This window comes from Mycolicibacterium iranicum (genome assembly GCF_002101705.1).
Classification (GTDB): Bacteria; Actinomycetota; Actinomycetes; order Mycobacteriales; family Mycobacteriaceae; genus Mycobacterium; species Mycobacterium iranicum.
This window is the reverse complement of record NZ_LQPC01000029.1, coordinates 175,077-196,037: the sequence shown is the minus strand read 5'-3', so window position 1 is coordinate 196,037 and position 20,961 is coordinate 175,077. Positions and strand designations below refer to the sequence as shown.

General features: G+C 66.1%; 17 protein-coding genes. 11 read left to right on the top strand and 6 right to left on the bottom strand.

Translation table 11 applies throughout. The annotated features are described in order from the left end of the window. Window positions 1-118: 118 nt before the first annotated feature. The 8 genes from AWC12_RS13360 (at window position 119) to AWC12_RS13325 (ending at window position 8,671) form a co-directional block, all read left to right on the top strand. Window positions 119-880: a crotonase/enoyl-CoA hydratase family protein gene (locus tag AWC12_RS13360; RefSeq protein WP_024446553.1), complete on the top strand. Its 762-nt coding sequence runs from the start codon at window positions 119-121 to the stop codon at window positions 878-880. Window positions 881-890: 10 nt separating this feature from the next. Further along, a complete protein-coding gene (locus tag AWC12_RS13355; protein WP_085174862.1) occupies window positions 891-1,688 on the top strand; it encodes an SDR family NAD(P)-dependent oxidoreductase in 798 nt (265 codons plus the stop codon). 238 nt (window positions 1,689-1,926) lie between these two features. Then, the gene (locus tag AWC12_RS13350; RefSeq protein WP_085174860.1) at window positions 1,927-2,769 is read left to right on the top strand and encodes an enoyl-CoA hydratase; all 843 of its coding nucleotides are present in this window, start codon (window positions 1,927-1,929) and stop codon (window positions 2,767-2,769) included. Beyond that, complete coding sequence (locus AWC12_RS13345; RefSeq protein WP_024446555.1) at window positions 2,766-3,983, top strand: amidohydrolase family protein; 1,218 nt, start codon at window positions 2,766-2,768, stop codon at window positions 3,981-3,983. Before AWC12_RS13350 ends, AWC12_RS13345 begins: the two co-directional genes overlap by 4 nt. A 1-nt stretch (window position 3,984) precedes the next feature. Beyond that, on the top strand, window positions 3,985-5,616 hold the full coding sequence (locus AWC12_RS13340) for an acyl-CoA synthetase (RefSeq protein WP_085174858.1): 1,632 nt from the start codon (window positions 3,985-3,987) through the stop codon (window positions 5,614-5,616). Window positions 5,617-5,690: 74 nt separating this feature from the next. Then, window positions 5,691-6,455, top strand: coding sequence for an amidohydrolase family protein (locus tag AWC12_RS13335; protein ID WP_234814002.1), 765 nt, complete (start codon window positions 5,691-5,693; stop codon window positions 6,453-6,455). Continuing rightward, window positions 6,455-7,495 (top strand): acyl-CoA dehydrogenase family protein, encoded by a 1,041-nt coding sequence (locus tag AWC12_RS13330; RefSeq protein ID WP_085174854.1) that lies wholly within the window; start codon window positions 6,455-6,457, stop codon window positions 7,493-7,495. The genes AWC12_RS13335 and AWC12_RS13330 overlap by 1 nt, the downstream gene beginning before the upstream one ends. A gap of 3 nt (window positions 7,496-7,498) precedes the next feature. Further along, window positions 7,499-8,671, top strand: coding sequence for an acyl-CoA dehydrogenase family protein (locus AWC12_RS13325; protein ID WP_085174852.1), 1,173 nt, complete (start codon window positions 7,499-7,501; stop codon window positions 8,669-8,671). Here AWC12_RS13325 and AWC12_RS13320 read toward each other — a convergent pair. The 3 genes from AWC12_RS13320 to AWC12_RS13310 form a co-directional block, all read right to left on the bottom strand. Continuing rightward, complete coding sequence (locus AWC12_RS13320; protein WP_085174850.1) at window positions 8,668-9,813, bottom strand: thiolase family protein; 1,146 nt, start codon at window positions 9,811-9,813, stop codon at window positions 8,668-8,670. The genes AWC12_RS13325 and AWC12_RS13320 overlap by 4 nt on opposite strands. A gap of 18 nt (window positions 9,814-9,831) precedes the next feature. Continuing rightward, window positions 9,832-10,641 carry a thioesterase family protein gene (locus tag AWC12_RS13315; protein WP_085174848.1) on the bottom strand — a complete coding sequence of 270 codons (810 nt, stop codon included), beginning with the start codon at window positions 10,639-10,641 and terminating at the stop codon, window positions 9,832-9,834. 99 nt (window positions 10,642-10,740) lie between these two features. Continuing rightward, entirely contained in the window at window positions 10,741-11,115 is a 375-nt protein-coding gene (locus tag AWC12_RS13310) for an NYN domain-containing protein (protein WP_085174846.1), read from the bottom strand. 44 nt (window positions 11,116-11,159) lie between these two features. Between AWC12_RS13310 and AWC12_RS13305 the strand changes: the two genes are divergently transcribed. After that, complete coding sequence (locus tag AWC12_RS13305) at window positions 11,160-13,343, top strand: molybdopterin-containing oxidoreductase family protein (protein WP_085174844.1); 2,184 nt, start codon at window positions 11,160-11,162, stop codon at window positions 13,341-13,343. Window positions 13,344-13,418: 75 nt separating this feature from the next. On the opposite strand, the gene AWC12_RS13300 is transcribed toward AWC12_RS13305, so the two are convergent. Beyond that, window positions 13,419-14,630: a CaiB/BaiF CoA transferase family protein gene (locus AWC12_RS13300; RefSeq protein ID WP_085174842.1), complete on the bottom strand. Its 1,212-nt coding sequence runs from the start codon at window positions 14,628-14,630 to the stop codon at window positions 13,419-13,421. 213 nt (window positions 14,631-14,843) lie between these two features. Here AWC12_RS13300 and AWC12_RS13295 point away from each other — a divergent pair, with 213 nt between their 5' ends. Then, window positions 14,844-16,307 carry an aldehyde dehydrogenase family protein gene (locus tag AWC12_RS13295; RefSeq protein ID WP_081660006.1) on the top strand — a complete coding sequence of 488 codons (1,464 nt, stop codon included), beginning with the start codon at window positions 14,844-14,846 and terminating at the stop codon, window positions 16,305-16,307. A gap of 61 nt (window positions 16,308-16,368) precedes the next feature. Here the strand turns inward: AWC12_RS13295 and AWC12_RS13290 are convergent, their stop codons facing one another. Further along, window positions 16,369-17,580, bottom strand: coding sequence for a cytochrome P450 (locus AWC12_RS13290; protein WP_024446566.1), 1,212 nt, complete (start codon window positions 17,578-17,580; stop codon window positions 16,369-16,371). A gap of 201 nt (window positions 17,581-17,781) precedes the next feature. Here AWC12_RS13290 and AWC12_RS13285 point away from each other — a divergent pair, with 201 nt between their 5' ends. Continuing rightward, a complete protein-coding gene (locus AWC12_RS13285; protein ID WP_085174943.1) occupies window positions 17,782-19,272 on the top strand; it encodes an aldehyde dehydrogenase family protein in 1,491 nt (496 codons plus the stop codon). Here AWC12_RS13285 and AWC12_RS13280 read toward each other — a convergent pair. Continuing rightward, entirely contained in the window at window positions 19,259-20,911 is a 1,653-nt protein-coding gene (locus AWC12_RS13280; protein WP_024446568.1) for a medium-chain acyl-CoA ligase Mig, read from the bottom strand. The two genes, AWC12_RS13285 and AWC12_RS13280, sit on opposite strands and share 14 nt — an antisense overlap. Window positions 20,912-20,961: the final 50 nt, after the last annotated feature.

Sequence of the window (20,961 nt, the reverse complement as noted above, 5' to 3'; positions counted from 1 at the left end):
TACCGCCGCCGGCGGGATCGGATCCTGACGCCGATCTTCTCCTCTTTTACTGTAAGGCCTATAGTAAGCTTTTCCAGCACTCCCGGTGGTAACCCACACGAAAGGTGAAGGGCGACAGGTGTCAGACGAGGTTCTCCAGGAACGCCAGGGTCGGGTCCTGATCATCACCATCAACCGGCCGGAGGCACGCAATGCTTTCAACCTGGCGGTAGCCCAGGGGCTGGCTGACGCGATGGACGAGCTCGACGATTCGCCGGAGCTGTCCGTTGCGATCATCACCGGCGCGGGGGGCAACTTCTGCGCGGGCATGGACCTCAAGGCCTTTATGGCCGGTGAGGTACCCGCGATCGAAGGCCGTGGTATCGGCTTCACCGAGCGTCCGCCGCGCAAGCCCCTCATCGCCGCGGTCGAGGGCTACGCATTGGCGGGCGGCACCGAGATCGTGCTGGCTACCGATCTCATCGTGGCCGCCAAGAATGCCAAGTTCGGAATCCCCGAAGTGAAACGTGGTCTGGTGGCCGCGGGCGGAGGGCTTCTGCGGCTGCAGAAGCGGATCCCGTACCAGAAGGCCCTCGAGCTCGCCCTCACCGGTGACAGCTTCACCGCCGAAGAGGCGTCGCAGTGGGGCTTTGTCAACGTGCTGACCGAGCCGGGAGGGGCGCTCGACGGTGCGCTGGCCTTGGCCGAGCGCATCACGGCCAACGGACCGCTTGCCGTGGCGGCGACCAAGGAGATCATCGTCAAGTCCTCCGAATGGAGCGAGGCCGAGATGTGGAAGAAGCAGGGCGAGATCGCCTTCCCGGTATTCGGTTCCAAGGACGCGATGGAGGGTGCCACGGCATTCGCCGAGAAGCGCAAGCCGAACTGGACGGGAACGTAACCACCCGCCAATGGATCTGGGTCTGCGGGACGCCACCGCCGTCGTCGTCGGCGGCGGCCGGGGAATGGGCCTGGCGACCGCGCACTGCTTCGCCGAGGACGGCGCGCGAGTGGCAGTGGTGGGCCGCAACCAGGCGTCGCTCGACGGGGCGGCCGCCCAACTGCGGGAGCGAGGCAGCCCCGACGCGTTCGGCGTCCTCGCCGACACCACCGACGACGCGCAAGTCCGCGAAGCCTTTTCGGCTGTGAGCGACCATTGGGGCGGCAAGCTCAACATCCTCGTCAACGCCGTCGGTCCCAGCGTTCGCGGCACGTTCGACGAACTCGACGACGCCGACTGGCGCCAGGCCGTCGACGAAGGGGCGATGGGAATGGTGCGCTGCGTCCGCGCGGCCCTGCCGTTGCTTCGCGCCGCGGACTGGGCTCGCATCGTCAACTTCTCGGCCCACTCGACGCAGCGCCAGAGCGAAATCCTGCCCGCCTACACGGCGGCCAAGGCGATGGTGACCAGCGTCTCGAAGAATCTTTCGCTGTTCCTGGCGCGCGACGAAATCCTGGTGAACGTGGTTTCGCCGGGCAGTATCGCCTCGGAAGCGCTTGTCGGATGGGCGAATTCGGTGGGCGTCGACGGCGGTGACCCCTACGCGTTGATGGCCGCCATCGACGAGCACTTCGGTCATCCGGCGCATCTTCCGCGCGCGGGTCTGCCCACCGAGATCGGGCCCGTCGTCGCGTTCCTGGCCTCGCGCCGCAACTCCTACATTACCGGCGCGAACGTCAACGTCGACGGCGGCAGCGACTTCACCTAGGGCGAGGAGAATGTGGGGCGGCGGGTGTGAATTCGCGGCCTCGGTGCTGGGTCTGCCGATCGGGGACCACCCGCGTTCACGGCGCCGCAGGCGAGGCTTCCTGAGTTGGCGCAGAACGAGATTCGCGCCGTGTACAAGGCGGTGGGACTGGTCGGCGGATAGCGCGATCGAGCGTTTGCGGAAGCCACTACCGATAGGTGTACAGTATGTGCATCTATCCGCCTGAGGAGGTACGTCGGTGAGCGCTGTCGATCGCGTCGCGGAGCCCGCCAGCGCTGAACCGGTGCTCTACGAGATCCTCGACAGCGGTGTCGCGGTGCTCACCCTCAACCGACCGGATCGGATGAATTCCTGGGGTGGCGGCCTCGCACGCGCGTTCTACCAGTGCATCGATCGCGCCGAGGCCGACCCCGCTGTCCGGGTCATCGTGCTCACGGGCAACGGCCGGGCGTTCTGCGCGGGCGCCGACATGGGCGACCTCGACACGATCGGAGGCGCAAGCACCAACGGAGACGCCGACGTCACTGCGCTCGTCGGCGAACGTCACCCGCACTTTGTCACCGAACTGCGGAAGCCGTTGATCGCAGCCATCAACGGCGCGTGTGCCGGCATCGGTCTCACGCAGGCCCTGATGTGCGACGTGCGTTTCGCCGCGGCAGGCGCGAAGTTCACCACCGCCTTCTCCCGGCGCGGCCTCATCGCCGAATACGGCATTTCTTGGATTCTGCCGAAGGTGGTCGGCTGGGGCGCGGCGCTCGATCTACTGCTGTCGGGCCGCACGTTCTTCGCCGAGGAGGCCAAGGAACTCGGTCTCGTCAAGGACGTCTTCGCGCCCGAGGATCTGCTGCCGCAGGCCCTCGCCTACGCGCAAGACATGGCGCGCAACTGCGCGCCGAGCTCCCTTGCGGTGATCAAGCGTCAGATCTACCGGGATGCTTTGCGAAACGTCCACGAGGCCAGTGCCGATGCGGAGAAACTGATGCACGAGTCGATGCTGCGGCCGGACTTCATCGAAGGCATCACCGCATTCTTCGAAAAGCGACCGCCCGGCTTCCCGCCCCTCGAGGAGGAGACGTCATGACCACCACGCCACAGCCCTTGGACTACCGGGCAATCGACGTCGACAACCACTACTACGAACCGCTCGACGCGTTCACCAGACACCTGCCGAAGGAATTCAGGAGTCGCGGCGTGCAGATGGTTCAGGACGGCAAGCGCACGCTGGCGCTGTTCGGCGGCGTGGTCAACCACTTCATTCCCAATCCGACGTTCGATCCCATCATCGAGCCGGGTTGTCTGGATCTGCTGTTCCGCGGGGAGATCCCCGAGGGAGTGAACCCGGCGTCGTTGTTCAAGGTGGACCGGCTCGGAGATCATCCCGAGTACCAGGACCGCGATGCCCGGGTGAAGATTTTGGACAAACAGAACCTCGAAACGGTATTCATGCTGCCCACATTCGCCTGCGGCGTCGAGGAGGGGCTCAAGCATGACATCGAGGCCACGATGGCCTCGGTGCACGCGTTCAACCTGTGGCTCGACGAGGACTGGGGCTTCGACCGTCCGGACCACCGTTTTCTGTCGGCCCCGATCATCTCGCTGGCCGATCCGGACAAGGCGGTCGAAGAGGTCGAATTCGTGCACAGCCGCGGCGCGAAGATCGTCTGTGTACGTCCCGCGCCGGTGCCGGGCGAGGTGCGGCCGCGGTCTCTGGGCGACCCGGTCCATGACCCGGTGTGGGCACGCCTGGCCGAAGCCGGCACCGTCGTCGTCTTCCACCTCTCGGATTCGGGGTACATGGCCGTGCCGGCGCTGTGGGGCGGCAGTGGAGTGTTCAAAGGCTTCGGGAAGCGCGATCCGCTGGACATGGTGCTGATGGACGACCGCGCCATTCACGACAGCATCGCCTCGATGATCGTCCACCAGGTCTTCACCCGGCATCCGAAGCTCAAAGTGGCCAGCATCGAGAACGGCTCGTACTTCGTGTACCGGCTGATCAAGCGGCTCAAGAAGTCCGCCAACAATGCGCCGTACCACTATCAGGAAGACCCGGTCGAGCAGTTGAAGAACAACGTGTGGATCGCTCCGTACTACGAGGACGATGTCAAGCTGCTCGCCGAGACCATCGGGGTCGACAAGATCCTGTTCGGTTCGGACTGGCCGCACGGCGAAGGCTTGGCGGACCCGACATCGTTCACCGCGGACATCCCGCAATTCCCTGAGTTCAGCTACGAGGACACCCGAAAAGTGATGCGGGACAACGCTCTCACGCTCATCGGCGCGAACGTCACAGCCTGAAATGAGCGAGTGGACGATAGGCGATATCGTCGACGCCATCGCCGACGTCATACCGGACCGGACGATGCTCGTCTGCGGGGACCGCAGAACCACCTACGGCGAGATGGCACAACGCACCCGCCGCTTCGCGAACTTCCTGGCCGGCCGCGGATTTGGCGTACACAGGGAACGGCACGAGCTGGACAACTGGGAGTGCGGACAGGATCGCGTCGCGCTGTTCATGTACAACGACCGGTACCCGGAACTCGTGGTGGGCGCCCTGAAGGCCCGCACGGTACCGGTCAACGTGAACCACCACTACACGCCGCGCGAAGTGGCCGAACTGCTCGACTACGTCAAACCCCGCGCGGTCGTCTACCACAGGGCGCTCGGCGCGAAATTCGCGCACGTTCTGCCGCCGCCGGGGTGCGAACTGCTGATCGAGGTCGACGACGGCAGCGACGCGGCCGGTCTCGGCGGTGCGGTCCCGCTGGACGACGCTGTCGCGCAGGGTGATCCGGATCGACGCATCACCGGTTCCCCGGACGATCTGATCATGTACTGCACCGGAGGCACGACCGGACGGCCCAAGGGCGTGCTGTGGCGCCAGAGCGACACCTATGTGTCCTCGATGGTGGGCGCCGATCACGAGTCGGCGGCCGAAATCCACACGAAGGTGGCCGGCAATACCGGCGCCCCGTGGTTTGCGGTGTCGCCACTGATGCACGCCGCCGGGCTGTGGACGGTCTTCTCCGGCGCGCTCGCGGGCCTGCCTGTCGTCGTCTACGACGATCGGGCGAGGTTTGATCCGCAGCGAGTGTGGCAGACCGCCGAACGCGAGAAAGCAGGCCTGATGACGATGGTCGGCGACGCATATGCCGCGCCGTTGATCGTGGAGCTCCAGCGACGGGATTACGATCTCGCCTCGCTCTATGCCATCGGAACCGGTGGCGCCGCAACGAATCCCAGGCATGTCGCGGCATTGCTCGAGAAGCTTCCGCACGTGACCATCATCAACGGGTACGGCTCCTCGGAGACCGGGAACATGGGCTTCGGGCACAACCAGCGCGGCTCCCACCGCGAGACATTCGACCTCCGCGAGGGCGGCACGGTGGTTTCGGAGGATCTGAGCCGGTTCGTCGAACCGGGGGAGGCCGAGGTGGGGTGGGTCGTCAGGGTGGGCCGAATTCCATTGGGCTACTTCGATGATCCCGTCGCAACACAGAAGACCTTTCCCGTGGTCGACGGTGTACGGGTCGTGGTGTCCGGTGACCGCGCGTCACTGGAGTCCGACGGGACGTTGCGGCTGTTCGGCCGGGACTCGCTGGTGATCAACACCGGCGGGGAGAAGGTTTTCGTCGAGGAGGTCGAGGCGGTGTTGCGCGCACAACCCGGGGTGGTCGACGCGCTGGTGGTCGGCCGCGACAGCGAGCGCTGGGGGCAGGAGATCGTGGCCCTCGTTCAGAAGGCCCCCGAGGCTGTGGTCGATTCCGACACGCTGCGGGCGGCGTGCACCTCGGAATTGGCACGCTTCAAGACGCCGAAAGAATTCGTCTTCGTCGAGCAGGTACGCAGGCTGGGCAACGGCAAGGCCGACTACCGGTGGGCGAAAAGCCATGTGGCGCAGCAGGGCAAACTGGCGGTGCAGCCGTGACGCAGAAAGTCAACCGTGTCATTGACTGCCTGGTCAATGTGCACTTCGGCGAGACGGCCTCGCAGCCGGAGTTCATGCGCAAGGTCCGTGACGACTACTTCAAGGGGCCGAAGTCGCTCTACGACCAGGTCGAACTCCCGGCGCTGCTCGACGAGATGGCCGAACACGGCGTCGAGAAGGCCATCCTGATGGACAATCTCGTGAAGCCGTCGGTGACCGCGCGCCAGTTCGCCGAGGAGAGGCCCGACAAGTTCGCGTTGGCGATCGGCGGGGTGAACCTGCTGCGCCCGATGCCGTCGCTGCGTGAACTGACCTCCGTCGTGGCCGGGCTTCCCGTCGCCTACGCCGCGGTGGGGCCGAGTTTCTGGGGTGACGGCATGTACCCACCGAGTGACGCGGTGTACTACCCGCTCTACACCAAGTGCGCGGAACTCGAACTGCCCCTGTGCATCAACACCGGGCTGCCCGGACCGCCGATCCCCGGCGAAGTGCAGAACCCCATCCATCTCGACCGGGTGTGTGTGCGGTTCCCCGAACTGAAGTTGTGCATGATCCACGGTGCCGACCCGTGGTGGGATCTCGCGATCCGGCTCCTGATCAAGTACGCCAACCTGCGCATCATGACCTCGGCATGGTCACCGAAACGGCTGCCGGCCAGCCTTCTCCACTACATGCGGACGCGCGGCAAGAACAAGGTCATCTTCGCCTCCGACTGGCCCGTCCTGCGGCAGAGTCGCGTGGTGCCCGAGGCCCTCGCACTGGATCTGCCGCCCGAGGTGCTGGACAACTATCTGTACAACAACGCCGACGAATTCTTTTTCGGACCGAAGGGATCCTGATGGACCGTTACGAGCTTCGCAGGCTTGATTACAGCCTGTCCGAGGATCACCAGGCGCTGCAGGCGGCCTACAAGGACTTCTTCTCGACCCGCTGCACCATCGAAACGGTACGCGCGGCAGAGGAATCCGGGTTCGACAAGAACCTGTGGGAGCGTTTGTGCGCCATGGGTGCCTCGACGATGGCGCTGCCGGAGTCCGTCGGCGGTGACGGGGCGACGCTGGTCGACCTCACCCTGGTGGCCGAGGAAATCGGGCGATCACTGGCACCGGTGCCGTGGATCGACCACGTCGTGGCCGCCCGTCTCATGGCTCGGATGGGTTCGTCGGAAGCCGACGTCGTCAACGGCACGAAGCTGGTCGCGCTCGATCCCGCGCAGGACGCTTCCGACGGTGCCCGCTTGATTCCCGCCGGCTCGATTGCCGATCACGTCATTGTTCGCGACGGTGCAGACATCGTGCTCGTGCAGTTCTCGTCTCGACCTGCGCGCGTCGACAACATCGGCAAGCTACCCATGGCGTGGATCGATCCTGCTGCCGCGGACAGCCAGACCGTGCTGGCCAGCGGCCCCGCCGCGCTGGCCGAATATCAACGGGCGCTGGATGAATGGCGCCTACTCACCGGCGCCGCGTTGGTCGGTCTCGTCGAGGAGACAATGACGATCGCCGCGGAGTTCTCCAAGACCCGATTCACCCTCGGCGTCCCGATCTCCACCCTCCAGGCCATCTCGCATCCGCTGGCCAACATCGCGATCACAGTGCAGGCGGGTCGCAACCTGGCCCGCCGCGCCGCATGGTTCCTCGACAACGAGCCCGACGAGCGACGGGAGCTGGCGCCGTCGGTGTTCGTTTTCATGGCCGAGGAGGCCGCCAAAGCCGCGACGATGTCCGTCCACGTCCAGGGTGGGCTCGGCGTCTCCGCCGAGGCGGCGGCCACCGCCTACCTGGTGCGGGCCAGGGGATGGGCAGTCGCGGGCGGAGATCCGGGCGTGACGGCCAAGTACATCGCAGGAATCGTCGCCGATCGCGAAGGGCGGAGCTAAGCCATGGATTTCTCACGGGTCGAGCTGTCCGACGACGAGCAGAAGTTCCAGGACGAGCTCCGGTCGTTCCTGAGCGAAATCGTCACCGAGGACGTCATCCGGCGTGACCGGGAGACCGGCGACAACTTCGACGAGGGAGTACATCTCGCGCTCGGCGCAGCGGGCTACCTGGAGCGCGACTGGAAGGTGGGCTCCGAGCGGGCTTTCACCCGGGTCGAGCGGCGGATCTGGGAGCTCGAGAAGCGACGTGCCCACGTGCCGTGGGTGACCTCGGGCACCACCGCGATGATCGCGAAGTCCGTGGAGAAGTTCGGATCGCCCGAGCTCAAGGCCGAGGTGCTGCCCCGCGTGTACAGCGGGCACGTCCGGATGTGCCTGGGCTACACCGAGCCCGAGGGCGGATCGGACGTCGCGACCTGCAAGACCCGCGCCGTGCGGGACGGCGATCAGTGGATCATTAATGGCTCCAAGATGTTCACCACCGGTGCGCACAATTGCCAGTACGTCTTCCTCATCACCAACACCGACCCGAGCGCCCCGAAACACAAGAGCCTCACCATGTTCCTGGTTCCGCTGGCCACACCCGGCATCGAGATCCAGGGCATCCGCACCGTCGACGGCGACCGCACCAACATCGTGTACTACAGCGACGTGCGGATCGACGACCGGTACCGCCTCGGCGAGGTCAACGGCGGCTGGAGCGTGGTGCGCGAGCCACTCAACGCCGAGCACGGTGACGTGGCCGCCGCCGACGACGGTCTGGCGGATGTGTCGATCATGATGCACCAGGCGATGTTCATGGCGCACGCGGTCGACAAGGCCGCGGAGAAATCGGCCATCCCGGACCCACAGGGGCGCAGGCTCATCGACGACGGTGCCGTCGCCTATCGGCTGGGACGCAGCGTCGCCCGGCTGGAGGCATCGCTGTCGGCGCCGAGCATTTTCGGCCGCGTCGCGCTCGCACAGACCATGCGCGACATCTCGCCGGACCTGATGGATGTTCTCGGTACCGCGTCGGCGCTCCCGGTCGGTACCGACGGCTCCGCCGACGACGGCGCGGCCGAATACATCTATCGATTCGCGCCGCTGGTCGGCATCTACGGCGGCACGCTCGAGGTGTTCCGCAACATGATCGCGCAGTACGTCCTGGGCCTCGGCAAGCCGAGTTATCGCTAGGTGGTGAGGATGGTGGCACCTGCGGTGCCGGGCGCGCCGTACAGCTGGGCGAAACCGACCTTCGGTTCGCCGGGGATCTGGCGGTCGCCGGCCTCGCCGCGCAGCTGGCGCACGATCTCGTGCAGCTGGCGCAACCCGGAGGCCCCGATCGGTTCACCGTTGGCGAGCAGACCGCCATCGGTGTTGACCGGCATCGTCCCACCGATCTCGGTGGCGCCGTCGGCGATCAGCTTCTCCTGCTCGCCGTCTGCGCAGAAGCCGGCCTCGGCCATGTGGATGATCTCGGCGCCGGCGTCGGTGTCTTGCAACTGGATCACGTCGACCTCAGACGGCTCGATGCCTGCCTTCTCGAATGCCGCGCGGGACGCATAGACCGTCGGGGCCACATCCTCGTCGACCGGCGCGAAGGTGGTGTTGACCTCGTAGGCACCGTATTTGCGGGTGCGCACCTCGACGGCGCGGACGAACACCGGCTTGTCCGTGTACTTGTGCGCCAGGTCGGCCCGGCACATCACGACAGCGGCGGCGCCCTCGTCGGGGGAGCAGAACATGTACTGCGTCAGAGGGTAATTGAGCATGGGGGAGTCCAGGATGGCGTCCTCGTCCATGGGCTTGCGCCGAAAGGCGTTGGGGTTCAGTGCCCCGTTGCGCAGGTTCTTGTTGACCACTTTCGCCAGCGTCCGATGGCTGATGCCGTGCTCGTGGAGGTAACGGTTGGCCTTCATCCCGAAGAACTGGGTGGTCAGATACTGGCCGTTCTCGGCGTACCAGCTCGGCATGCCGACCAACCCGGGATCCTCGGTGAACGCACCTCGGGGATGCTTGTCCAGGCCGACGGCGATCCCGATGTCGTAGTCTCCCAGCCGGATTCCGTCCGCACATGCCTTCGTTGCGCTTGCCGCGGTGGCGCACGCGTTGAAGACATTCGTGAACGGGATGCCCGAGAGCCCGACCATGCCGACGATCGCGTCCGGGTTGGCGACGGTCCAACTGCCGCCCACGCCGAACTGGATGTCGTTCCAGGACACGCCTGCGTCGGTGACCGCGGCGGTGATCGCATCGATACCCATCTGCATCGCGGTTTTGCCCTCGAACCTGCCGAAGGGGTGCAGGCCCACCCCGATGATCGCGACGTCGTGCATCGTGTCAATCCTTTCGATCTACGCGCGGGAGCGCACCAGCTGCGCCTGCTGGATGGCGGCGACGGGTCCGCGTTCGTCGAAGAGCGTGCCGCGAGACATGCCGACGCCGTCAGCGCCGTAGTGGTTTTCGGAGCGGACACCGATCCAGATGCCCTGCGGCATGCGGTGGATGTGCACCGCGAGGTCGGTGTTGAGAAAGGTGTACTGGCTCGGGTCCAGGCGGCTTCCCATACCGTTGGCGACGTCGGCGACGGCGAACAACCGCTGCGCCGGCGTCATCGTCTCCCCGGCCACCAGATCGACCAGCGGCATCACCCAGCACTCGGCCCGCACGCTGTGCAGGATGTCGTTGAGCCAGCGCCAGTCCAGGCTCTGGATGTAGGTGCGTTCGCCGCCGTCTTCGGGGAGCCGGCGATACCCTTCGGTCACAGGCCGCATCGGCTCGACGGGTGTCTCGGGCAGTGTGATCGTCTCTGAACGCTGGAACCGCCATGCTGAGGCCGTCGCGACCCGTCGGGGCGTCTCGTCCGGGCCTGGTGCGGTCATGTCGGCGCAAAGGAGCTCGATCTGGCGGCCCGGCCGCTCGACGCGGGCCTGCACCCACAATTCGTCGCCGACAGGAACGGGTCCGAGAAGGTCGATCACGACGCGGCTGAGGCGGGCATCGTCGCGCGGCGCGCAATGCTCGATCGCCCGCACCAGGAGCGCCGACACCGGTGCGGCGTTCTGCATGGACGATCCCCACGTGCTGATGACGTGCTCGGAGGCGGCGAACCGTTCCCCACGGTGATCGTCACCCTCGACGAGCTCGTAGTAGGCGTCGGTCACGTCCCGTCCTGTCCTGTGCCGCGGTGGCCACCAGCAGGATAGGGTGACTTTTATCGAAAGCACAACTGGATGGCTTACAGGAGGCCGGGTGGCCGACGCTCACTGCTCGTCGATCAGCCGGCGGAACCGCTCGGCGGGCCAGACCGACGCGTTCGACGACCGGACGCGCTCAGCCAGCGTCCGGTCCGACGTCGCGACCCGGATCTGTTCCGGATGCGGATCGGCGGCGATGAGCCTGACGATCTCGTCGTCGGCGGAGTTCGGGCCGGGAACCGGCGCATGGGCGACGGTAACTGCCCCGGAAACGATCGGGGGCGACAGCGGGCGTTCGAAAACGACTGTCACAGCGACACCTTCGGCGTCCGCCCAGCGTTCGAGGCGTTCCACCAGCTTCGCCATCGCCCCGTGCCGGTCTCGCCACCAACCGTCGGGCCGTGAGCCGATCACGTTCATTCCGTCGACAATCCAGCGCATCCGCCGCAGACTATCGAAGAACCGCAGCCCAGAAGAGGATCGATATGGCGACCCACGTCGAGCACAAAGTCACGTTCTGCCGTATCTGCGAGCCGCTGTGCGGCATGATCGCGACCGTCGAGGACGGCAAGCTCGTCGCGCTGCGCCCCGACAAGGAGCACCCGCTGTCGGCGGGCTTCGCCTGCCAGAAGGGCATCGCCTTCACCGAGGTTGTCAACGACCCCGATCGCGTCACCACACCTCTGCGGCGCACACCCGACGGTTTCGAGCCGGTGAGTTGGGACGAGGCACTGGGCGACATCGCCGGCCGCCTTTCGGCGGTGCTGCGCGACCATGGGGCCGGCGCCGTCGGCTGGTACATGGGCAACCCCGGAGCGTTCAGCTACGCGCACGTGCTGTCGATCATGGCTTTCATCAAGGGCATCGGTCGCGGAACTCATTTCTACACCGCGTCGTCGCAGGACACGAACAGCCGGCTGATGGCCAGTCAGCTGCTCTACGGAACGCCGACCTCCGTTCCGATCCCGGATCTCACCCGCACGGATCTGCTCGTGCTCATGGGCGCCAATCCCGTGGTCTCACACGGTAGTTTCCTCACCGCGCCACGCATCAAGGACCGGATGCACGACATCGTCAAACGTGGCGGTCGCGTGGTCGTGGTCGACCCACGTAAAACCGAGACCGCGGCGCAGTTCGAGTGGTGCGGCATCGTGCCCGACACCGACGCGTTGATGCTGCTGTCGCTGCTGCAGGTGATGTTCGCCGAGGGACTCGCTCATTCCGGCGACATCAGGCTCGTCGTCGACGATGTGGACTGGCTGCGGGCACAGGTCGCGCCTTTCACCCCGGAGGCCACGGCGCCGCAGACCGGGGTCGATCCCGACATCGTGCGCGGCCTCGCTCGCGACCTCGCGGCCACCCCGCGCGCCGCCGTCTACGGGCGGCTCGGCACCTGCGTGGGCCGCTACGGAACCTTGACCTCCTACCTCATCGACGTCGTCAACCTTGTCGCCGGGAACCTGGACAAACCCGGCGGCTCCGTCATCAGCGGGCTGGGCATGCCCGCGCAGCGACTGGTCAACATCGGCATGGGCGCGCTGCTGCGCCGCACCTACCGGCGCAGGCGTTCACGCATCGGCGGGTTCCGCGCCATCATCGGCTCGGAGCCGGCCGCGCTGATGGCCAAGGAGATGACGACTCCCGGGCAAAGACAGATTCGGGCGATGTTCATCAGCGCGGGCAATCCGGTGCTGTCGGTACCCAATGGGGACGAGCTGGAGACGGCGCTGGACGGACTCGATCTCTCTGTGGCGCTTGACTTTTATCTGACCGAGACGACGTCGCACTGCGATTACGTCCTGCCGGTGACGACGATGTACGAACGCGACGACTTCCCGTTGACGTTCCAGCCGTTCCAGGCGACTCCCTTCCGGCAGGCGACCGAGGCCGTCGTGGCGCCGGTGGGCCAGGCGCGCCAGGAGTGGGAGATCGTCGGCGACCTGATCGGTCGGCTGTCCGGGCAGTCCCGGGTGTTCGGCGCGTTGACGGCAGGCGGTCGGGCACTGAGGAAGCTTGGTTCTCCCTTCACCCCGAGGATGTTCGCCGACGGCATCATCCGGGTCGCCACGGGCGGTGACCGCTTCGGGCTGCGCCGAGGCGGACTCAGCTTCGGTCGGCTGTCGCGCGATCACGCGCACGGCCGGGTGCTCTCACCGAACCTTCGAACGGGCGTGTTGAAGGAAGCGATCTCGTACCTGGACGGCCGAATCCACCTGAAGCACGACGACATCGCCGCTGAGGTCGCGGCGTTGCGGGCGCAGGAACAAGCGCAGGACTATCCGCTGCGATTGATCGGGATGCGCGAACCGCGTTCGGAGAACTCGTGGATGCACAACGCGCCGCTGCTGATGCGCGGCGATCGCGGCCAGCACGGGCTGATGAACGCCGATGACGCTGCCGAGCTGGAGATCGGGGACGGCAGCGAGATCCAGGTCAGCTCGGCCTACGGGACCATCACGATCCCGGTAACGCTGACGAAGGACATCATGCCCGGGGTGGTCGCCGTACCTCACGGTTGGGGGCACAAGGGTACGGGCGGCTGGCGGGTGGCCAACAAGGCCGGTGGCACCAACGTCAACCTGCTCACTTCGAGCGAGCCCGACGACGTCGAGTCGCTGTCGGGGATGGCGTGGCTGACGGGTGTGCCCGTCCGCGTCACCAAGGTCTGACCCCGCCGAAACTGCATTCCGCGCGCGATTTTTCGCGATCTGGCCGCGCGGAATGCAGTTTCGGCGGGAAGGGGGCTAGGCGATCGCGCCTTTGTCCTTGAGTTCCTCGATGCGGTCCCAGTCGAGACCGATTTCCATCAGCACGATCTCGGTGTGCTCGGAGGCTTGCGGCGCGCGCGTCGTCTCCAGCGGCTCGTGGTTGAACTGCACCGGGCCGCGGACCACCTTGAACGGCTTGCCGCCGTCGCTGGCTTCCACCTCGACGATCATGTCGTTGGCGATGGCCTGCTCGTCGGTGGCGAGATCGACCAGGCTCTGGAACGGCGCCCACTGACCCCTCATCGTCTTCAGGTGCTGGCGCCAGTACTCGAACGGCTTGGCCGCGATGGCTTCGGCGATGAGTTCCACGCCGGCTTCGGCATTCTGGATCAACGGCATCACATCGCTGAAGCGTGGATCGTCGGCCAGTTCGGGCAGGCCCAGATGTTCGAAGGTGTCGCGGATGTAGCCGGTCGGGCTGACGATGCACAGGTTGATCGTGCCACCGTCGGAGGTCGCGTAGTTGGCCATGAACGGGTTGACCGACGTCGTGGTGCCCGGCATCAGCGAGCGCATCGTCTCACCGGTCTCCATGCCCTGCGTCACGCTGGCGCCCGCCGCCCACCATGCCGTGCTCAGCAATGACACGTCGAGCTCGACGGCCTCCCCGGTACGCTCGCGATGGAACAGCGCCGCCGAGATCCCGCCCGCGATGTTCATGCCGCCGATCGAATCCCCGAACGCCGGAATGCCCTGGGGCAGAGCGCCGCCCAGCTCCTCAGGGGTCAGGGCGTGGCCGACGCCGCTGCGCGTCCAGAACGCCGTTCCGTCGAATCCGCCCACAAGGCGTTCGGGCCCCTTGTCACCGTAGGCGCTTCCCCGCGCGTAGATGATGTTGGGGTTCACCGCTCGGATATGTTCGATGTCGAACTTGTTCTTCTGGCGTGTCTGCGGCATGTAGTTGGTCAGGAAGACGTCGGCAGTCTTGGCGATCTCGTAGAGCACGTCCTGGCCCTCGGGCGTGGACACGTCGATCCCGACGCTGCGCTTGCCTCGATTGGGGTGCTCAATCAAGGGGTGGCGGTTGGGGTCCAACTGGAACCCGCCCATGTTGACGAAGCCGCGTTGGGTGTCGCCGCGCACCGGATGCTCGATCTTGATGACGTCAGCGCCCCAGTCGGCGAGTATCGCCCCGGCCGCGGGGACGAACGTGAACTGCGCTACCTCGAGGACCCGCACGCCCTCCATCACCTTGATCAAACTCGTCCCCTTTGACGACTGTGTCCTCACGACGATCTCGAGTGGCTCTTGGCGGGGAGTCTAGCGGAGATCCGATACTGTAATCTTTACCGTTGATCGTCCGAGACGTGGTGGAGGTGCCAGGTGAGCTCGATCCCCGCCGAACGTACCGAGACCAGCGTCGAGTGGGGCAGGCGGGCCGCCGCCGGGGCCGAGAGTCGGATGCTCATCGCCGGTGAATTGGTGGATGCCGCGTCCGGTGCGCGATTCGCCAACGCCAGTCCGGCCACGGGCGCGATTCTCGGTGACACGGCCGCGGCTGGACCAGAGGACATGGAGCGTGCCATCGCCTCGGCGCGGTCGGCGTTCGACACCAACGACTGGTCGACCAACCGCGCGCTGCGTAAGCGCTGCCTGAACCAGTTGCAGGCTGCCATCGAAGACGAGAAGGACGCGCTGCGAACAGAACTCGTCGCTGAGGTTGGGTGCCCGGTGATGACGACCGAGTCCGCGCAACTGGACTGGCCGCTCGCCGAATCATTGCGCTACCCGGCGCGGCTCATCGACGAATTCGGCTGGGAGCGCGTTCTCGAGGGCGGTGGCCTGTTCGGCGAGCGCAACATCCGCACCGTCGTCAAGGAAGCCGCCGGTGTGGTGGCCGCGGTGACGCCGTCCAACTTCCCGATCGAAGTCATCCTCAACAAGCTGGGTCCTGCGCTGGCCGCGGGCAACACCGTCGTCCTCAAACCCGACCCGCACACCCCGTGGAACGCGACCCGGCTGGGCCGTCTCATTGTCGAGAAGACCGACATCCCGCCTGGTGTCGTCAATGTGGTCACCACGCCGTCCAACGACGTCGCCGGTCTGCTCGGGACCGACCCGCGCGTCGACCTCGTGTCGTTCACCGGGTCGACGGCCGTCGGCAAGCTCCTCATGCGTCAGGGCGCGGACACGATGAAGCGGATGTTTCTGGAGCTCGGCGGAAAGTCGGCAGCGATCGTGCTCGACGACGCCAACCCTGCCGTGATCGTGCCGACCGCGATCGGGGTGTGTGTGCATGCCGGGCAGGCGTGCGCGGCCACCAGCCGCATGCTGATCCACCGGTCGCTCTACGACCAGGCGGTCGCCGACATCACCATGGCGTATCAACATGTGCCCGTGGGCGATCCGGTGGACCCCGGCACGCTCGTGGGACCGGTGATCAGTGCCGCTCAGAAAGAGCGGGTACTTTCGGCAATCGACGGGGCGCGCCGCGACGGTGCCGAGATCACCGTCGGCGGCGGGCCGGTGGAGGGACTGCCCGCATACTTGGCCGACGGACATTTTGTCGCACCGACGGTCATCACGGGCGTCGACAACGGCGCCGCGATCGCCCAGGACGAGATTTTCGGGCCCGTACTGGTGCTGCTGCCGTTCGACGATGACGACGACGCCGTGCGCCTGGCGAACGACAGCGCGTTCGGTCTTGCCGGGGCGGTGATGTCGCGGTCGGCCGAGCGGGGGATGAGCATCGCACGGCGCATCCGGACGGGTTCCTTCGGTGTCAACGGCGGCATGTTCTACGGTGCCGACGCACCCTTCGGCGGCTACAAGAGCAGTGGTGTCGGCCGCCAATGCGGTATCGAAGGTTTTCAGCAGTACCTCGAAACCAAGACCATCGCCCGGCGAGAGCGCAAGCGGGGCTGACTGTCACGTCGCGAGAGAGAAGCCAGGGCTGCGATGTCCGGCCCAACCGCAGCCAGGAATGCTATTCCGCGGGGGACGGGGTAAACGTCACCGGGAGCGCTGTCGGTGATCGGAACGGCTGACCGTGGATGTGGGGGTCGTCGTCGGTGATCAGCTCGATGTCGGACAACCGGGTCAGCAAGGTCTCGACGGCGACCCGCGTTTCCATGCGTGCCAGGTGCAGGCCCATGCAGGTGTGCTCGCCCGCCGCAAAGGAGATGTGCGGCAGCCTCTTCCGAAAGATGTCGAACTCCTCGGCACGCTCCCATCGCGATCCGTCGCGATTGGCTGACCCGATGCAGACGTCGATGACCGATCCCGCAGGAATCGGGACACCGTCGATCTCGGTGTCCTCGGTCGCGAAGCGTTGCACGGTGGTCAACGGCGTCTCGTAGCGCAGTCCCTCCTCGATCGCCGCGCCGATCAGTTCGTGGTCGGCGTTGACGGCGTCGAACTGCTCCTTGTGGGTCAACAGGAGGTAGAGAAGATTGCCCGACGACCGGTAGGTTGTTTCCAGTCCGGCCGGCAACAGCAGCCGCAGGAACGAGTAGATCGCCTCGTCGGTGAGCCGCTCGCCGTCGATCTCGGCGGACACCAGGTCGCCGATGATGTCTTCGGTCGGCGCCGAACGACGCTGCTCGATCTGGGTGAGGAAGTAGTCCTTGAGCGCCGCCGATGCCTCGAATGCGCGCTTGTATTTGACCGTGTAGCTGATCAATTCGACTGCGCGCTGGCGGAACCAGGGCAGGTCATCCTGGGGGAGGCCGAGCAGCCGGGAGATCACCCGGGTGGGGAACTCGAACGTGAAGTCGCCTACCAGGTCCGCCCGGCCCGCCTCGATGAACTCGTCGATGAGTTCGTTGACGACAGGCCGCACGATCTCAGGCTCCCAGCGCGCCAGGGATCGAGATTTGAAGGCCGCGGAGACGAGATTTCGGTGCTCCCAGTGTGGCTTGCCCTCCATCGCCAGGATGGTCGGACCGATGAACAGGCCGATTGTCGCGTCGTAGATTGTGGAGTTGAACACCTTGCCGTCGCGGAAGACGCGGTTGACGGCGTCGAACGACACTGCCGCGTAGAGGTTCTCGGGTTTGAGTGAGTCAGGCGTCTTCGACCAGTCCATCACCGAACCCCGGAACACCCCGCCCTCGCCGCGTCGGCGCGCGAACATCGGATAGGGGTCGCGCAGGTCGATGGGCTCATCGCTGGCGACGTTTTGGACGTGGGCTTCCACGCGGATACTGTAACGCTTACAGTATTGACATGTACAGCGTGTCAGGCGGTAATGGGGTCGCCGACAGTCATCGATTTGGTAGTGACGGCGTCGACGTGGGCGTGAGCTGTGGCGCCTCAAACCGAAAAAGCGACAGTAAGCATGACTGTAACTAATTCGCTAGCCGCGGACAGCGGCCGAACCGGTGTTACCGTGGGCGGCATGCCAGTGCCGCTTGAGGGCGCGAATATCCGCACACAGGAGCCGATGGCGGCCGTTCTCGAACGCCAGCGCAGAGCGTTCCTGGCGGACGGGCCACCCGATCTGGCGCTGCGACGGAACCGGATCGACCGACTGATGGCGCTGGTCCTCGACAACGCCGACGACTTCGTCGACGCGATGGCCGACGACTTCGGCACGCGGCCGCGGACGGGAACGTTGTTCACCGAGATCATGGGCATGATCTCGGTGATCGAGCACACCAGAAGCCATGTAGGGCAATGGATGCGCCCGTGCAAGCTGATGCGGCCCGCCCGGCCGTTCGGGCTGCGGGCTGAGGTGGAGCCGTCCCCGCTCGGGGTGGTCGGCATCGTCGGGCCGTGGAACTTCCCCGTCAACCTCGTCGTCCTTCCGGCGTCGGCGGCCTTTGCGGCGGGCAACCGCGTGATGATCAAGATGTCGGAGGTGACCGCGCGTACCGCCGAACTCATGCAGTCGCTCTCGGTCGCCTATTTCAGCCCGGACGAACTCGCCGTAATCGCCGGAGACGCCGCTGTCGCAGCGGATTTCGCGGCACTGCCCTTCGATCACCTCTTCTTCACCGGCTCACCATCGGTGGGGGCACTCGTAGCAGGCACGGCGGCAACCAATCTCGTGCCTGTCACGCTGGAACTGGGCGGCAAGAACCCGGTCGTCGTAGGGCCTGAAGCCGACATCGCCCGGGCGGCCGCCCGAATCGCCCAGGGACGCATGATCAACGGCGGTCAGGTCTGCGTATGCCCCGACTATGTGTTCGTCCCCGTCGAACGGACCGATGAATTCGTCGACGTCGTGCGCGAAACCTTCGTTCGCATGTTCCCGGCGATCGCGGCCAACGCGGATTATTGTTCGTCGGTCAACCCGGCCAATTTCGATCGCGTCGTCGCCCTCATCGAGGACGCCCGCGGCAAGGGCGCGCGCGTCGACTCGGTGGTGCCGCCGGGGGAGGCGCTGCCCGACCGCCGCAGCCGCAAGATCGCGCCGACGATCCTGCAGGACGTCGACCACAGCATGCGGATCGCCTCGGAGGAGACCTTCGGTCCTGTTCTGACGGTCGAACCCTACGAGCGGCTCTCCGACGTCGTCGACTACATCAACAGCCGCCCCTCACCGTTGGTCGCGTACTGGTTCGGTCCCGACGACGCCGACTTCCGCTCCTTCGTCAGACACACCAGAAGCGGCGGTGTCGCGCGCAATGACTTTGCCGCACAAATGATCCCGTCAGCGGCGCCGTTCGGTGGGGTCGGGCGCAGCGGCATGGGCGCCTACCACGGCAAGGCGGGTTTCGACACGTTCAGCCACCATCGGACGGTGGTCGGCAGCGATCTACCGTTCACCATCACCGGTCGCGCGGCGCCGCCGTTCACCCGGTCGATGCGGATGACAACCGCGCTCGCACTGCGGATGGCACGAAGCCGGACGCACAAGAGGCTCGGCCGGCTCACGACCCGCTGACCGCCTGCTCGCGGGCCCAGCGATAGTCGGCCTTGCCCGCCGGGCTGCGCTCGATGCTGGGTCGAAACACCACGGCCTTGGGCAGTTTGTAGCGGGCGATCACCGATGAGGCGTGCTCGATCAGCTCGTCGGCCGTTGCGGACGCACCATCGACCAGCGCCACCACCGCGACCACCTCCTGCCCCCACCGCTCGCTGGGCCGTCCGGCGACCACCACGTCGGCCACCGACGGATGCGATGCGATCGCCGACTCCACTTCCTCTGCGAAGATCTTCTCGCCGCCGGAGTTGATGGTCACCGAATCGCGGCCGAGGAGCTCGACCGCCCCGCCGGCGAGATGACGTGCGCGGTCGCCTGGCACCGAGTAGCGCACACCCGCGATGACGGGGAATGTGGCCGCGGTCTTGGTGGCGTCGTTCTTGTAGCCGAGCGGGACATAACCGCGCTGGGCGAGCCAGCCCATCCCGTCGTGCCCGGGTTCGAGGATGGTGCTGAGATCATCTGCGGCAACAAAGGTGTCGGGGCCCGCGGTGAACGTTCCCGTGGACACCGCCCCGGGGGCGGACATGTGCGTCATCTGCGCTCCGGTCTCCGACGAGCCGACGCCGTCGACCACCATTAGGTTCTCTTTGACGTCGATGAGGCGCTGTTTGGCCGTCGGCGTGAGCTGGGCCCCGCCGTTGGCCACCACCGCGAGTGACGACAGGTCGGCGCTGGTGCGTTCGATGGCATCGGCCAGCGGGCGGGCCATCGCATCGCCGACAACGGTGACGGCCAGGATCTTCTCGCGCTCGATGGTCGCGACGACATCGTCGACGTCGAGGTGGTCGACCACCGGTGAAAACACCACTGTCTGACCGGTGTTCATCGCGGTGAGCACCGCCCATTGGGCGGCGCCGTGCATCAGCGGAGGCAACACCATCAGCTTGGTGCCGGGGTTCTCGGCGCAGCGCTTGGCGATGTCGTCGTAGGACGTCGCAAGTTCGCCGGTGTAAAGGCTGCGCCCGCCGAACGAGGTCATGAAGATGTCGTGCTGGCGCCACAGCACGCCCTTCGGCATGCCCGTGGTTCCGCCGGTGTACAGCACATAGAGATCGTCGGGTGACGGCTCGACCGGGGGCACATCGGTGGGGCCGTCGGCGACGATCGACTCGTAATCAACTGCGCCGGGCAGCAATTCGTTGCCGGAGTCATCGGCGATCTGGATCAGGACTTTCAGCGCAGGCAGGTCCGCGCGCACCTCGGCGAGGCGCGGTGCGAAGGCCGCGTGATAGAGCAGGGCCGTCGCGCCGGAGTCGGACAGCAGGTACTGCAGCTCGCTCTTGACATAGCGGTAGTTGACGTTGAACGGCGCGACCCTGGCGCGCCATGCGCCCAGCATGCCCTCGACGTACTCGGGCCCGTTGTGGGCATAGATGCCGAGCAGATCCTGACCGACTTCATGGCCTGCCAGCTGCGACCGTTCGGTGTGGCAGCCCAGTCCCTGCGAGTGAAGGAAGGTCGCGAGCCGATTGGAACGCTCTACGACCTGCGCAAAGGTGAACCGCCGTTCGCCCTGGACGATGAACTCGCGGTCGCCGATGACCGCCGTGACAGCGTCGGCGGCGGCCGGGACGGTGAACTGAATCGACTCGGTCATGCGATGGACTCTAGACGGGCTCGCCGCGTGAGCATACAGTCGGGCAATAG

What these genes read in the sequence shown, in the direction of transcription:
- AWC12_RS13355 (WP_085174862.1), top strand. Translation starts at nt 891, where the DNA reads ATGGATCTGGGTCTGCGGGACGCCACCGCCGTCGTCGTCGGCGGCGGC.
- AWC12_RS13345 (WP_024446555.1), top strand. Translation starts at nt 2,766, where the DNA reads ATGACCACCACGCCACAGCCCTTGGACTACCGGGCAATCGACGTCGAC.
- AWC12_RS13340 (WP_085174858.1), top strand. Translation starts at nt 3,985, where the DNA reads ATGAGCGAGTGGACGATAGGCGATATCGTCGACGCCATCGCCGACGTC.
- AWC12_RS13335 (WP_234814002.1), top strand. Translation starts at nt 5,691, where the DNA reads ATGCGCAAGGTCCGTGACGACTACTTCAAGGGGCCGAAGTCGCTCTAC.
- AWC12_RS13330 (WP_085174854.1), top strand. Translation starts at nt 6,455, where the DNA reads ATGGACCGTTACGAGCTTCGCAGGCTTGATTACAGCCTGTCCGAGGAT.
- AWC12_RS13325 (WP_085174852.1), top strand. Translation starts at nt 7,499, where the DNA reads ATGGATTTCTCACGGGTCGAGCTGTCCGACGACGAGCAGAAGTTCCAG.
- AWC12_RS13320 (WP_085174850.1), bottom strand. Translation starts at nt 9,813, where the DNA reads ATGCACGACGTCGCGATCATCGGGGTGGGCCTGCACCCCTTCGGCAGG.
- AWC12_RS13310 (WP_085174846.1), bottom strand. Translation starts at nt 11,115, where the DNA reads ATGCGCTGGATTGTCGACGGAATGAACGTGATCGGCTCACGGCCCGAC.
- AWC12_RS13305 (WP_085174844.1), top strand. Translation starts at nt 11,160, where the DNA reads ATGGCGACCCACGTCGAGCACAAAGTCACGTTCTGCCGTATCTGCGAG.
- AWC12_RS13300 (WP_085174842.1), bottom strand. Translation starts at nt 14,630, where the DNA reads ATGGAGGGCGTGCGGGTCCTCGAGGTAGCGCAGTTCACGTTCGTCCCC.
- AWC12_RS13295 (WP_081660006.1), top strand. Translation starts at nt 14,844, where the DNA reads ATGCTCATCGCCGGTGAATTGGTGGATGCCGCGTCCGGTGCGCGATTC.
- AWC12_RS13285 (WP_085174943.1), top strand. Translation starts at nt 17,782, where the DNA reads ATGCCAGTGCCGCTTGAGGGCGCGAATATCCGCACACAGGAGCCGATG.
- AWC12_RS13280 (WP_024446568.1), bottom strand. Translation starts at nt 20,911, where the DNA reads ATGACCGAGTCGATTCAGTTCACCGTCCCGGCCGCCGCCGACGCTGTC.